Raw genomic sequence first — 12,905 nt, 5'->3', positions numbered from 1 at the left:
AACTGCCCGATGCCACGTGTTCAACCAAATGGAAAGGTCGCTCTGGTGACCGGCGCCAACTCCGGTATCGGGCGGGTCACTGCTCGTAAGCTGGCGCTACAGGGATATCGCGTGTTCCTCGCCTGTCGCTCAGAGGCACGCACGCAGCCCGTACTGGAAGAAATTCGGCAACTCAGTGACGGTACCGCCCAGGCCGAGTTCCTGCCGCTCGACCTGGGCGACCTCGGCTCCGTTCGCCGCTGCGCCGAGGCTTTCCTCAAGCGCGGCCTGCATCTTCACCTGTTGATCGGCAATGCAGGGCTGGCGGGGCAGCGCGGCATCACCACTTCCGGTTTCGAGCTGGCCTTCGGCACCTGCCATATGGGGCACTTTCTGTTAGTCGAATTGCTGAAGGAACGGCTTGCCGAATCTGCCCCTGCGCGAATCGTCATGCTTTCCAGCAAGGCGCATCGGCATGCCAAAGGAATCGATTTCGACTTGGTGCGGCAACCAACCCGAAGCCGTGCAGCCCTACCGGAATACGCAGTGGCGAAGTTGGCCAACCTGCTTCACACCAAGGAACTGGCTCGTCGCCTAGATGGGAGTGGCATTACGACCTACGCGGTGCATCCTGGCGTGGTGGCAACGGATGTATGGCGAGCACTACCTTCGTCGCTGGCCTGGATTCTCAAGCGTTTCATGCGCAGTGAAGAGGACGGAGCCGCGACGACGCTGTACTGCGCAACCGATCCAGGAGTGGCTGATCAGACCGGGCGTTACTACGCCGATAGCAAGGAAGAACAGCCATCGCCGACTGCCTGCGATCCAGTCCTCGCCGCGGAGCTTTGGAGCCGAAGTGAAGGCTGGATAAGCAGGACATAGTGAGCTGGAGCCTCAAGGCATTCTTCCTAACCAATAGTTCGGAGTTACTCTTCAGGATCAGCACAACCACAAGAGCTTCCGAGCAACGGGGTAGCAAGGCTCAGTCTGCTACCCCGTTTTGTGGGCTTTTTGCAGCATTCTTGAAGGGCTGCTTATGGCCGGTAGCTGCCTTTCACGGCCGACCGCTTCCGGCCAGAAGCTGCCGTTCACGTCAAAGCGCCAAGTAGCATTTCAGACCATTGCTAGGGTTTCCTTAAGCAGCCGCCTGGGAATAGTGCTTCGCATCTGTAGCGATATCTTGTGTGTGCGACATTTCACTAGCTTTCTCCCGCAGTGGCAGGGGCAGGGCTGTTTATTCGCTTGGCGCTTTTTTAGCACCAAAGAACGTAGGTATCGCACCAGAGCCTCTCTGGATGAGCAGCCGAACAACCTAAGGTAGTCGTCGACAAGTCCATTGGTACCGTGAGCGAGCTCGCCGAACTGGAAGCGGGGATGCCCTGCCTCTGTTAGCGAGATGGAGTAGAGAAATGGGACTACACACCGCTCTACAAAATCATTCAGTGAAAAGTTTCTGCCAAGAATTGTGTGGAGCCTGATAGGCGCACCAAGGCAGAGGGAACCATCAGGATTGACATGGTGATTACCATCCTTGGGAATTCTCCCGGCTGTCTCATACACCAACGGCAGCTGCTCTTTGTCACGTCGTGAGATCTTTATGTGCAATTGAAAGGCATCTTCAACCACAGATGACCCGGCGCTTGATGCGGAAAATCGGAATCGCCCTCCAATGTGTATGCACCCATCCCGGGATGGCTTGAGGGCCATCCCGGGATGGGCATTAAGGAATAGGTCGATATCACCCCACAACGCCAACTTATTTGTGACTCCAGGGGCTAGGTGCATCTTGTGGGATGTGCACATGAGGAGCCAGGTAGGTGGCCGCCGTCGCCTGCAGGCCGACGTGGCTCATAAGGACAGCAGCGGAGTAGCTGACGCTCAATTTTTCGTTGAGCTGATCAGACAATTCAGCGCTGCTGACAAGCTCTCCTAGACGAGGAATGTCAATGGAGGCCTGGCGCACCCAGTCATGGAAATTCTCCTTCAGGCGCAGGCGGCGGCCCTCATCTGTCTGCCAGCGGTCAGCAAAATTTTCGTTCGGGTTAGCGGGATTGGGCACTTCGTTGGAGTTCGAGGCGCGAAATTCGCTAAGACCTTTAAGCACCTGTTCCATTGCCCCGGAGAGGGTGGGGCTCCCGGTGTAGCTGCGAGCAGCAATAGTCGTAATGATGATCGAAATTGGCTTCGAATCAGACTCTTCCCTGAACATCAAATCGCGATGGCGCTTGAGCAGTTGAATGCAGCGCTGGAGGTGTGTCTTACGGCGGTAAAGTGGTACCTCATCTACCTGAGCACGCGCTTCCGTCAGGTTCAAAAAGCTCTCCGCACGCTGGCGTGACTTGAACCACTCTATATAGCCCTCTGGGTTACTGATGTGCCAGCCGCTATCCTTTATCCGATAATTGGGCAAACGGTCGTCGGTGATATTCACTGAGTCGTCGGCCACTGTGCTAGCCAGCGCCTTGTCCAACCCTCTGCTTTCCAAGATGGAAGTTAGCTGCTGCTTTACGTTGGAGTCGGTAGGAATGCAGGGCACAACATCCATGTGGAAGCTCATTTCGTCGCGGTACTCAAGCCGCCAACAGCGATGCTTCTCCTCCAACGGATTAGAGATGCGGCGAGCCTCCCGGTAACGTTCAAGCTCCTTCCCCACTAGCTGCTTGAGGTCATGTTGGCTATGACTTGCTTTAGCCACCCCCGTACGCAGCTTGCACGCCAGGTCGAGATCGTAGCTTTCCCCGTCAAGCAAGGGCCGGATAGCCGTGCCTAAAGCGAATGAGCCTTGGGCAAAAACGTGCGGATCATTAGCTTCTATTGTGGACTCTGGGCGTCCGAACCACTCCCCCAGATCCTTGTAACGATTGACAGCTTTTTCGTAAGCGCTGTCCGGGAGCTCCAGGGCCTCTACGGCTAGCTTGAGCGTTTTCTCGTAGCTGTCGGCAGTCATGTTCTATTCCTATCAAAGACCAGAAATGCTGTGGTTTTTCCTCCAGGTATCTACGAATATCGCTCATAGTGGCCCGGTGATGGCAAATGTTGGGGGCGTCTTGTGGATTTCAAGGGGAGGGGGCGATGAGTGATTGGATGAGCATTGGGCACAAACTGGTGGATTGGATTACCAGGCCTAGCACGCTGGCACTTTTGTTGATCCGTTCTGGCATCGCGCTCCTCGGTTTTTCCGTCTTGGGTAACATTGCAGTCAACGTGCTTTTCAAAAGTTCGGAGATGGAGCTGCGTGTTGGCGGTGAGACGACCGGAGGGTTGCCTAATGTATGGCTCTACGGTGTGGGGGCTTTTGGCCTGTTGCTGGTTGTGCTTGGCTTGATCGTGTCTTGGATAGATCGTCGACAAGTACAGCGCAAATGCGTCTTGGTGATGGAGCACCGGGGGCTATTCCCTATCGACACACCCTTGGTCAGCTCCTTGCCGGCGACGATTGTTGGCAGGAAAGAAGAACTCATAGTTGATGTGCGAGAGGGAATCGAGGATGGGAGACTCACTCGGCCCGACATTGCGCTACAAAAAGTCATCGACTCGCGGGGGGATTTGCGGCGCCGCTTAGAGCGTGAGAACCCTGCAGATGTGTTGCTGGTTTATGGTGGATTGAGCGCGGTACCGCTGACTTTCCTCACAGGCCTATTGCTCGACGATGAAAGCCACATCAAGGTCTTCGATTGGGATCGAAAACCGCCTGGCCGTTGGAGAGAAATCACCAATGGTGGGGACGACCAGAAGCGATTCGAAGTAGAACAACAAGCGACGGGAAATCAGGGGGAGGCGATTCTGGCCCTTTCCGTCTCCTATCAGGTGGAGCTTCCTGCGATCCGGGAAACCTTCGGCGAGTTACCCCTCACTCATCTTAAGTTGGGAGAGCTATCGTCGGACTCACACTGGTCTAGCGAGAAGCAGGCTGCTCTGGCCATGCAGTTTTTCGAGGAGCTCAAGAGGTTGGCTGTCTGCGGATTCAGTAGAATTCACCTGATCATCGCCGCCCCGAATAGTGTCGTCTTCCAGCTGGGGCGGATTTACGACAGACGCAATCTGCCACCTGCAATAGTTCATCAGTTTGAACGTACATCATCACCCGCATACCCTTGGGGTGTTGAACTGCCAAGTCATGCGGTTCCTGCCCCTCTACTCGTCTACCGGCCGCGGGTAATTACTGCTGGCGAGCAACAGGCGTGAAGCAGCTAGTGTCTAATGTCGCAGGAATTACCAAACCGCTGGCGAGTGGCAGCCTCTTGCTGACGTCTGCCTGTTGTGGAGGGCGGAGTCGACCAGAAGTAGTTGCCAGCAGCTGCTCTTGGTTGACTGCTCCAGCCTGTGATAGCGGGTTGTGCAGCACCATTGGTGCTGCGACTGGCTCTACTCCTCTGCCCCAACTGCCAGAGCATCACTCCAAAGTCTGTCGAGATCTACGTCCTCGCTGGCAGGCTGTTTACCGCCTAGCAGCCGGTCCACCTGGATCACCATTGGCAGCTCAAAAGCGGTACCAGTGACTACACAACACCCTTGTGAGAGTCCCGGGATGAGGCTGCGAGACAAAGAATCCAGCGTAGAAATCGTATTGTCGATCAAGTACAGATCACGGTCATTCACCAAGCGGTGAATAAAGAAATTATGTAGCTGCGAGACGATTGTGGGCGAGATGTCAGCGGGGCGCTGGCTGGCGATGGTAATGAACATCCCGAATTTGCGCCCCTCCTTAATGATCTCCTCGAACTGTTCGAGCCGATAGTCCTTCCAGGTTTCGCTTTCTCTCGCAGATTGGTCAGACAGGATATTGTGTGCCTCGTCAACGATGAGATGGATGGTGCGGTCGGGTGGATTAGTGACTGTGGCTTTGTGGCTGTTGTAGTAATGCTTAGCGAACAACAACGGCAGAACCTTCTTGATTTCGTTGTTGCAGCGGCGCATCGAGATGACCGTGAGCAGGCGGTTATCCTGCGGCAAATCCGAAACCAACAGCACCTTACGTAGGTTGGAGAGTGAGGACTCGACGCGCTTCAAAAGCGGCTGGATATGCTCGAACTGAACATATCCTGCATTCAAGTCTGATAGCAGCTGCAGGTTGACACGGAGTACAAGCTGATCGAATTCATCAAGCCCATCGGCGTTCAACGTCTCTACGGTTGGGGCGATTTGCGCTGCGTATCGCGTGCCATCGGTACCGATGAACTGCTCGTTGTAGGTAAAGCGACCGCCAGTCCGGTGCCAGGTGACGTCTGCCAGCATATCCTGGACTTGCTGGTTCTCCATGCGCCGCGCAACGGCTCTCATCAAATCTAGCGTCGCAGGCTTAACCTCACCGGCGCAGAACGACTTCTGGAACATTCGCTTCGCATAGTTCGCAAGTGAGCCCTGGATGGCTCCATAGCGTTCCCAGCCTGCAATGACACGATTAAGGAAAGGCCTTTGTGTATTGGGTGTGGCCTGAAAGAGCAGAGCCATAGTCTCGAGCTGCCAGAACTCCTGCGTTGCCAGCGGAAACCGGGTAGCAGGATCGTTCAGGTCTGGAGCGGTAAGCGTGGACAACTGGTAGACGGCTTTGTGATCTGCAGCCACGAGCTGCTCGCCGCCGTACTCGCCATTAAAATCCAAGATGATGAAACGGCTTTTGCCTGTAATGAGAGGCAGCTTTTGATCGAAAAGAACAGTGTAGAGCTTTGCCAGAGTATTCGACTTGCCGCTTCCGGTATTGCCGAAGATGCCGATATGGCTATTGAAGAGTCGCTTCCACGGCAACCCAACCGCGATTTCCTCTTTCAGCATGGTCCCAATTCTGAAATCGCTGTCCGCCTTGCGGTCGAAGATGGACCTGATTTTCTCCTCGGGAAGCAGGTAAGCCGCATCCTGGATCATCGGTAGATACTTGATGCCCTGAGTGAAACCAGAGCGGTCGAAGTATCCTATCGGCCTAGCCTCCACCTTCCGCACAAACGTCTGCCGGCCGTCATGCATCTCAGTGCGGCTTTCGTCCAGATACTCGCCCTCGACGATGCAGATGATGTCGCGGAAGCCGCGCTGGATGGATAGGTATTCGCGGATTGAGACCCCCTTGTATTTCTCCCCTTCATAGAACAGGGTTTCCTTGCTCGACTGTTCGTCGATCTTCAGAACCAATTTTGTTCCATGGACGGCGATGACCTCGCCAACGCGAATACTCATGCCAGGTTCTCGAGGCCTGCATCGACCGCAGGAGGGGCTGCTGGAGCTATGGGGGGAGCAGGTGCAAGAGCTGTAGCCTCCGGCCAAGCCAACACCTGCTCATTGAATGCGGTGAAGTCCATCACCCCACTCTGTAGCATCAGGCACTTGACGTTACGGTTGCCCTTGAACTTGCTCTCCATTTCGGCGTGCCCGGACTGGCTGTAACAGCAAACAAACACTTGCAGACCTGGATTTGAAAGAGAGCGCATGACGAGGTTGAAGATGTGCTCGTCGGCAAACGAGAACCCGAAGGTGATGAGCACGGCGTTGGGCTTCTCAAGCTCATAACTGAGCAGCCGCAGCATTTGATAGTAATGCTCCTCGTAGACCGTCTCGTGGAACTTCCACTTGGTCGGGTTCACGATTGGAATCCGCTTATATTTGTCCCAAAAAGCGCCCAGTTCATCATCGGTGAAATCTGGGACCGGGACGTCGTCAAGTGTCGATGCAGGATTATTAAGCGCAGCCGAAAATGGCTCCAGCAACGCCATCGCGTCAGCGTCCAGCAGTTCTTCTCGGCTAGACAGGTCGTAGCCGACCTGAATCGCGGCGTCCAACTTGCTCCAATAGACCGACCCATGCAAATGGATCAGGTTGATTTGAGGGATGCTGCTCTGATGACGGCCGAAGACACCGGCCTGACAAAGGTAAGACCCGAAATTTCGGGCCTGTAGGATGCGCCGCGTGAACCCCCGTGCACCATCATTCAATACGAAGTCAGTGTGGCCCTCCTTAATAAGCGCGTCGGCCACGAGCGGAAAGCAACCGTCATAGTTCGTCGTGAACACATTGCAACGACGATCCAGCGCTTTGCGGCGCTTTACCATTTCGAGCGCTGTCGTTAGGAAGGTGCGGTAGTTCTTGATAACCGTGGCGCCTGGCTCTCCGGCCACTGCCTGTTCCAGGCTAAGCTCCTCAGCCGGACGGATACAGCTGGCGTAGTAATGCATGAACAGCGGAATTAGGCGCTCGTCGCCCTCACGCTCAAATCTGGTGGCTAGATCTTCCAGCGTGTAGCGCGAGTTGCCCTCACCAGTCTGGACTTGCAGCTGGAGGGTCGGGAGCAGGCCGAACGATGCTCCTGATCCGAAGAGGAAATTTATGTCTTGGTTGTAAATGTCGCCGATAGAAATCACTGGCTGTCCTCCCTGGCTGCGCAGAATGACGCAAGGAGACGATACATCTCGCAGTGGGCAGAGTGCCACCACGGGGGCATGAATGACGACGGCGTGAAAGACTGCGACCTCTGTCAGACTGACATTAACCGCTAAGCTCGAGCGACAGCTAATGGCCGGAAGCGGCATTGGCCCGTACAGATCGAAGCTCATCTCACGCAGCACAAACCTAATCCCCTGGCGCCCCAATAGCTGATCCGCCCAGATTTAGCGGACTCGGGGATGGGCACCACTACTATTGCTGATAGCAGAAGCGCCATGAGCATCTCACCTCGCTCAACTCAGCGCCGCGAGGTCAAATCATCAGGAAAAGCTATTAGAGGTCGCCCGCTAACCACCAAACAGGTGGCTCTGCCTACCTTGGAGCCGATGGTGTTTGAGTTGGGGCTAGAGCGTTTTATAGCGATCTGGATAACAGCTATTTTTGTCCCCAAATTCCCAGCTTTTTGTCCCTAGAACGATTAGGTGCATCTCAAAAGCAAAGATGCCCTACGTAACCACCTGAATGGCATAGCTTTTAGGGCGCCCAAAAGCTAGGGATCGGTCTATCTGGCCGTGGAAAGGAAAGAGAGCCGCTCCAGCCCAGCTAGTGCTCTGCTACAGCAGGCCAGTTGCTCATCCTGAAGGGCCAGCAACTACAGGCAGCGCATGGGGTTTCGCCACAGGCAATGGCATATGACGGTGCGACTTGGTTCTACCCTAGGCTCGTCTTGTCCTGACAGGCATTTTCGATGCCCTGATCAAGCTAGGGTGCCGCCCCCTAAAAGCGAAACCCCCGAAACTCTAGGAGTTTCGGGGGTTTCGTTTGGATATGGCGGGAAGATAGGGATTTGAACCCTAGGTGCCATTGCTGACACAACGGATTTCGAATCCGTCCCGTTCGACCACTCCGGCATCTTCCCAAAGCGGTGCGCATGATATCAGCTGAGCGCCGTTAGTCCAGCAATTTTTCTTGCACGATCAGGTGCTTGCGCGACGGGCATGAAAAAGGGAGCCGCAGCTCCCTTCTCCAGGTGACGAATAACTCAGCTGGTCAGCCGGGTCAGCGCCTCGCGGTACTTGTCGGCGGTCTTCTGAGCAACGTCGGTCGGCACGGCTGGGGCTGGCGGCTGTTTGTTCCAGCCGGTGGACTCCAGCCAGTCGCGCACGAACTGCTTGTCGAAGCTCGGCGGATTGCTGCCTTCGGCGTAGCTGTCGGCCGGCCAGAAACGGCTGGAGTCGGGGGTCAGCGCCTCGTCCATCAGGGTCAGGGTGCCGTCTTCATCCAGGCCGAACTCGAACTTGGTGTCGGCGATGATGATGCCGCGGGTGGCCGCGTACTCGACCGCCGCGCTGTACAGGGCGATGGCGGTGTCACGCACCTTGGCCGCCAGCTCGGCGCCGATGATGGCTTCGCATTGTTCGAAGCTGATGTTCTCGTCGTGGTCGCCAACGGCAGCCTTGGTCGAGGGGGTGAAGATCGGCTGCGGTAGCTTGGCCGCTTCCTTCAGGCCAGCCGGCAGCTGGATGCCACAGACGGTGCCGCTCTTCTGGTATTCCTTCCAGCCGGAGCCAACGATGTAGCCACGCACGATGGCCTCTACCGCCACCGGCTTGAGGCGTTTGGCGACCACGGCGCGACCTTCCACCAATGGCAGCTCGGCAGCCGACACCACGTCCTCGACCCGGTCGCCGGTGAAGTGGTTGGGCACCAGGCCGTTGAGCTTGTCGAACCAGAAGTTGGAGATGGCGGTAAGGATCTTGCCCTTCTCCGGGATCGGCTCCTCGAGGATCACGTCGAAGGCCGACAGGCGATCGCTGGCAACCATCAGCATGCGCTTGGCATCGATTTCGTAGAGGTCACGAACTTTGCCGGAGTAGATCTTCTTCAGGCTCAGGGTGGTGGGAGTGGTCATGTCGAATTTTCCGCCTGGTTCAAAACGAAACAGGCGAAACCCTGGGGTTTCGCCTATCGGTTCGCTGCGGCTCCGGCCTGGGCCGGAGCGGATCAGCCGAGGTTTTCCTGGATCAGGGTCAGCACACGGCGGGCGACGTCTTCCGGCGCCACGGTGTTGATATCCTTCTCCACGCTGACCTGCACGTCACCACCGGCACTGGTGGTCAGGCGCACCTGATAGCGCTCGGCACGGGAGTCGATCTCTTCCTGGGTCGGCTCGCTGCTGAACAGACCGCTGAGGAAGCCTTTCTTCTCTTCGGGCTGCTTGGCGCCTTCGGCCAGGTTGACGTAGTACACGCCCAGGCTGCGGTTGATGTCGTCGACGCGCACATCACCCAGCTCCAGGGCACGACCGACGCTGGACCAGGCACGGTCGAAGTCGGTGCTGAGGTTGAGTACCGGGTTGCCGGCACCGTCCTGGGACAGGGCTACTCGGCTCGGTGCGTCGAAGCTGCGCGCGGCCAGCAGGGAGACCGAGCCGTGCTCGGTGGTGCTGCTCAGGTCGGCGAGCATGCCATCGAGCAGCGAGGCTTCGAGGCTGGCGTTGCCGCTGCGTGCAGGGAACGCGACATCGGCGCTGCTGTCTTCTTCGCGCTCGGCGCTGACCACGAACACTTCACTGGTGTTGCGCACCACGCCCGGCTCGACGCGGACACGTACGCGAACCTGGTTGTCGCTGTCGCTCATCAGGCTGCCGAGGCGGCGACCCATGGACGGCGCGAGGTCCTTGCTGCCCTGCCACTCGGTGACGAACTCACCGGTCTGCGGGCGCTCTTCGGCGATGCGGAAGCCGTTGTTCTCGAAGTAGGAGCGCGCCACCGGCCAGACTTCTGCCGGGTTGCGCTGAGCCACCAGCCAGCGCGAATCGCCGCTCTTCTGCAGGCTGAACTGGCTGGTCTCACCCGTTGCGCCGAGAGCCTGCGGACGCGGCACCTCGAAGCTCTGCGGGGTTTCGGTACTGGTAGCCACGTGCTCGGGAACCGGCAGCAGCGGGTCGAGACGCTTGGCATCGACATTCTGCGGAATCTGCATGGGCGCGGTCTGGCGCGCATCCAGATAGTCGGTGGAGCGGTCACGGAAATAACCTTCGTCGCCCCACAGCCAGCCGCAGCCGCTGGTGCTGGAGATGATCAGGGCAAGGGCAGAGAGTCCAGCCAGTCGCTTCATGCGTACAGGTTCCTTCGATTAAGCGAGGACGCCGGACTGGCGCATGGCCTGACGCAGCGGTTCGTGACAACGCGGGCTGAGCCAGGTCAGCGGCAGACGGATGCCGTCCTGCATCAGGCCCATTTCATTCAGGGCCCATTTCACCGGAATCGGGTTGGATTCGATGAACAGGTTCTTGTGCAGCGGCATCATGCGTTCGTTGATGGCACGTGCGGTAGCGGCATCGCCGTTCATAGCAGCAGCGCACAGCTCGGCCATGGCACGCGGGGCAACGTTGGCGGTCACGGAAATATTGCCCTTGCCGCCCATCAGCATCAGCTCGACGGCAGTGGCGTCGTCACCGGAGTAGACCAGGAAGTCGGCGCTGACGCGGTCGAGGATGTCCTGACCACGCTGCAGGTCGCCGGTGGCTTCCTTGATACCGATGATGTTGGCCACCTTGGACAGGCGCTCGATGGTCTCCGGCAGCATGTCGCAGGCGGTACGGCCCGGCACGTTGTAGAGGATCTGCGGGATGGCCACGGCTTCGGCGATGTGCCGGAAGTGCTGGAACAGGCCTTCCTGGGTCGGCTTGTTGTAGTAGGGGGTCACCAGCAGGCAGGCATCGGCGCCGACGCTCTTGGCGTTCTGGGTCAGCTCGATGGCCTCGCGGGTGCTGTTGGCGCCGGTACCGGCGATCACCGGAATACGCCCGGCAACCTGGTCGACTACGCGACGAATGACTTCGACGTGCTCGTTGACATCCAGAGTGGCGGATTCGCCCGTGGTGCCGACGGCGACGATGGCATTGGTGCCTTCCTGCAGGTGGAAGTCGACCAGCTTGCTCAGGGCATTCCAGTCCAGACCGCCTTGTGCGTCCATGGGCGTGACCAGAGCCACCATACTGCCGGAAATCATGCAACCGCTCCTGCCGGAAAAAGAGAGCCGTAATGGTACTGGCGCCACCTGTGTTGTACAAGCGAACGGAAGGCCCGCCAGCATTCCCCTGAGCGGCGCTTTTCGCTACCCTTCCTGCTTTGTTCGGCCAACCTACGCCGAGCGCCCATCGTTTCAGGAACGCTGCATGTCCACCCCCACGGTTCGCGAACAATTCCTTGTCATCAGCGCCCTCGGCGCCAACCCCATGGAGCTCACTAGCGTGCTCTGCCGGGCCAGCCAGGAAAACCGCTGCGGCGTGGTCAGCAGCCGCCTCACCCGCCATGGCGAATACAGTGCCCTGGTGCTCCAGGTCGGCGGCAGCTGGGATGCCCTGGCCCGCCTGGAAGGCGTCCTGCCGGCCCTGGCCAAACGCCATGACTTCAGCGTCAACATGATTCGCAGCGGCGCCCTCGACGTGCGCCCCAATGCGCTGCCCTATGTGGCCTATGTCAGCTGCGCCTACCGCCCGGACATCCTCAACGAGCTGTGCCAGTTCTTCAGCGACCATCGCGTAGAGCTGGAGAACATCACCTGCGACACCCACCAGGCCCCGCAGACCGGCGGCACCCTGCTCAACGCCACGCTGACCGTGACCCTGCCGCCAGGAACCCAGATCAGCTGGCTGCGCGACCAGTTCCTCGACTTCGCCGACGCCCTCAACCTGGACGCACTGATCGAACCCTGGCGCCCGCAGAATCCGTAAGGAGCCCAAGATGGCTGTTTCTCTCGACCAACCCGTCGCCGATTTCAGCGCCGAGGCCACCAGCGGCCAGCAGGTCAGTCTTAGCGCCCTCAAGGGCCAACAGGTCGTGATCTACTTCTATCCCAAGGACAGCACACCGGGCTGCACCACCGAAGGATTGGACTTCCGCGCCCGCTACGCTGACTTCCAGGCCGCCAACACCCAGATTTTTGGTGTTTCGATGGACAGCCTGAAGAAGCACGAAAGCTTCAAGTGCAAGCAGGATTTCCCCTTCGAGCTGATCAGCGACCCGGAGCACGAGCTGTGCGACCTCTTCGGCGTCTATCAGCTGAAAAAGAACTACGGCAAGGAATACATGGGCATCGTGCGCAGCACCTTCCTGCTCGACGCCAATGGCGTGCTCCGCCAGGAATGGCGCAACCTGCGGGTTGCCGGTCATGTCGATGCGGTCCTGGCCGCGGCACAGGCCCTGCACAAGGGCTGAGCCGGAAGAATGAAAAAGGGCCGCATCAGCGGCCCTTTTTCATTGCGGCACGTATCAGGCCTTCTTCAGCCAGTAACGGTACACACCGCCCTGCTCTTCCTCATGCAACAGCTCGTGGCCTGCCAGGCGGGCGAAGGCTCGGAAGTCGCGCTGCGAGCCCGCGTCGGTGGCAATAACCTTGAGCACCGCGCCACTGGCCAGGCGGTTCAGTTCCAGCTTGGCCTTGAGCAGAGGCAACGGGCAATTCAGACCGCTGGCGTCGAGTTCGGCGTCACAGATAAGAGCATCGGTCATGGGTATCTCCTCGAAGGCCGCCAAGGATACCGCACAACC

General features: G+C 58.2%; 11 protein-coding genes and 1 tRNA gene. 4 read left to right on the top strand and 8 right to left on the bottom strand.

The features are described from left to right. The first annotated feature begins 9 nt into the window (after positions 1–9). Positions 10–861 carry an SDR family oxidoreductase gene (locus tag PTT45_RS07180; protein WP_273812357.1) on the top strand — a complete coding sequence of 284 codons (852 nt, stop codon included), beginning with the start codon at positions 10–12 and terminating at the stop codon, positions 859–861. 874 nt (positions 862–1,735) lie between these two features. On the opposite strand, the gene PTT45_RS07175 is transcribed toward PTT45_RS07180, so the two are convergent. Continuing rightward, a complete protein-coding gene (locus PTT45_RS07175) occupies positions 1,736–2,926 on the bottom strand; it encodes a nucleotidyltransferase domain-containing protein (protein WP_273812355.1) in 1,191 nt (396 codons plus the stop codon). Positions 2,927–3,051: 125 nt separating this feature from the next. Between PTT45_RS07175 and PTT45_RS07170 the strand changes: the two genes are divergently transcribed. Next, the gene (locus tag PTT45_RS07170) at positions 3,052–4,164 is read left to right on the top strand and encodes an SAVED domain-containing protein (RefSeq protein ID WP_273812353.1); all 1,113 of its coding nucleotides are present in this window, start codon (positions 3,052–3,054) and stop codon (positions 4,162–4,164) included. A gap of 180 nt (positions 4,165–4,344) precedes the next feature. On the opposite strand, the gene PTT45_RS07165 is transcribed toward PTT45_RS07170, so the two are convergent. The 6 genes from PTT45_RS07165 to dapA all read right to left on the bottom strand — a co-directional run bounded on the left by PTT45_RS07165 (position 4,345) and on the right by dapA (position 11,364). Further along, positions 4,345–6,147 carry an ATP-binding protein gene (locus tag PTT45_RS07165; RefSeq protein ID WP_273812352.1) on the bottom strand — a complete coding sequence of 601 codons (1,803 nt, stop codon included), beginning with the start codon at positions 6,145–6,147 and terminating at the stop codon, positions 4,345–4,347. After that, on the bottom strand, positions 6,144–7,517 hold the full coding sequence (locus PTT45_RS07160; RefSeq protein ID WP_273812351.1) for an SIR2 family protein: 1,374 nt from the start codon (positions 7,515–7,517) through the stop codon (positions 6,144–6,146). Before PTT45_RS07160 ends, PTT45_RS07165 begins: the two co-directional genes overlap by 4 nt. 659 nt (positions 7,518–8,176) lie before the next feature. After that, positions 8,177–8,266: transfer RNA gene (locus PTT45_RS07155), tRNA-Ser, on the bottom strand. Between the two features lie 123 nt (positions 8,267–8,389). Then, complete coding sequence (locus PTT45_RS07150) at positions 8,390–9,259, bottom strand: phosphoribosylaminoimidazolesuccinocarboxamide synthase (protein WP_273812350.1); 870 nt, start codon at positions 9,257–9,259, stop codon at positions 8,390–8,392. A 92-nt stretch (positions 9,260–9,351) separates the two neighbouring features. Continuing rightward, positions 9,352–10,467, bottom strand: a complete 1,116-nt coding sequence (gene bamC, locus PTT45_RS07145; RefSeq protein ID WP_273812348.1) for an outer membrane protein assembly factor BamC — start codon at positions 10,465–10,467, stop codon at positions 9,352–9,354. A gap of 18 nt (positions 10,468–10,485) precedes the next feature. After that, positions 10,486–11,364 (bottom strand): 4-hydroxy-tetrahydrodipicolinate synthase, encoded by an 879-nt coding sequence (gene dapA / locus PTT45_RS07140; RefSeq protein ID WP_273812347.1) that lies wholly within the window; start codon positions 11,362–11,364, stop codon positions 10,486–10,488. Between the two features lie 166 nt (positions 11,365–11,530). Between dapA and PTT45_RS07135 the strand changes: the two genes are divergently transcribed. After that, the gene (locus PTT45_RS07135) at positions 11,531–12,088 is read left to right on the top strand and encodes a glycine cleavage system protein R (RefSeq protein WP_273812345.1); all 558 of its coding nucleotides are present in this window, start codon (positions 11,531–11,533) and stop codon (positions 12,086–12,088) included. A 10-nt stretch (positions 12,089–12,098) separates the two neighbouring features. Then, entirely contained in the window at positions 12,099–12,572 is a 474-nt protein-coding gene (locus PTT45_RS07130) for a peroxiredoxin (RefSeq protein ID WP_273812344.1), read from the top strand. A gap of 54 nt (positions 12,573–12,626) precedes the next feature. Here PTT45_RS07130 and PTT45_RS07125 read toward each other — a convergent pair whose 3' ends face one another. Beyond that, entirely contained in the window at positions 12,627–12,866 is a 240-nt protein-coding gene (locus PTT45_RS07125) for a sulfurtransferase TusA family protein (protein WP_273812343.1), read from the bottom strand. Between the last annotated feature and the right edge of the window lie 39 nt (positions 12,867–12,905).

This window comes from Pseudomonas sp. Gutcm_11s, from assembly GCF_028649395.1.
GTDB lineage: Bacteria > Pseudomonadota > Gammaproteobacteria > Pseudomonadales > Pseudomonadaceae > Aquipseudomonas.
This window is presented reverse-complemented; position numbering and strand designations above follow the sequence as displayed.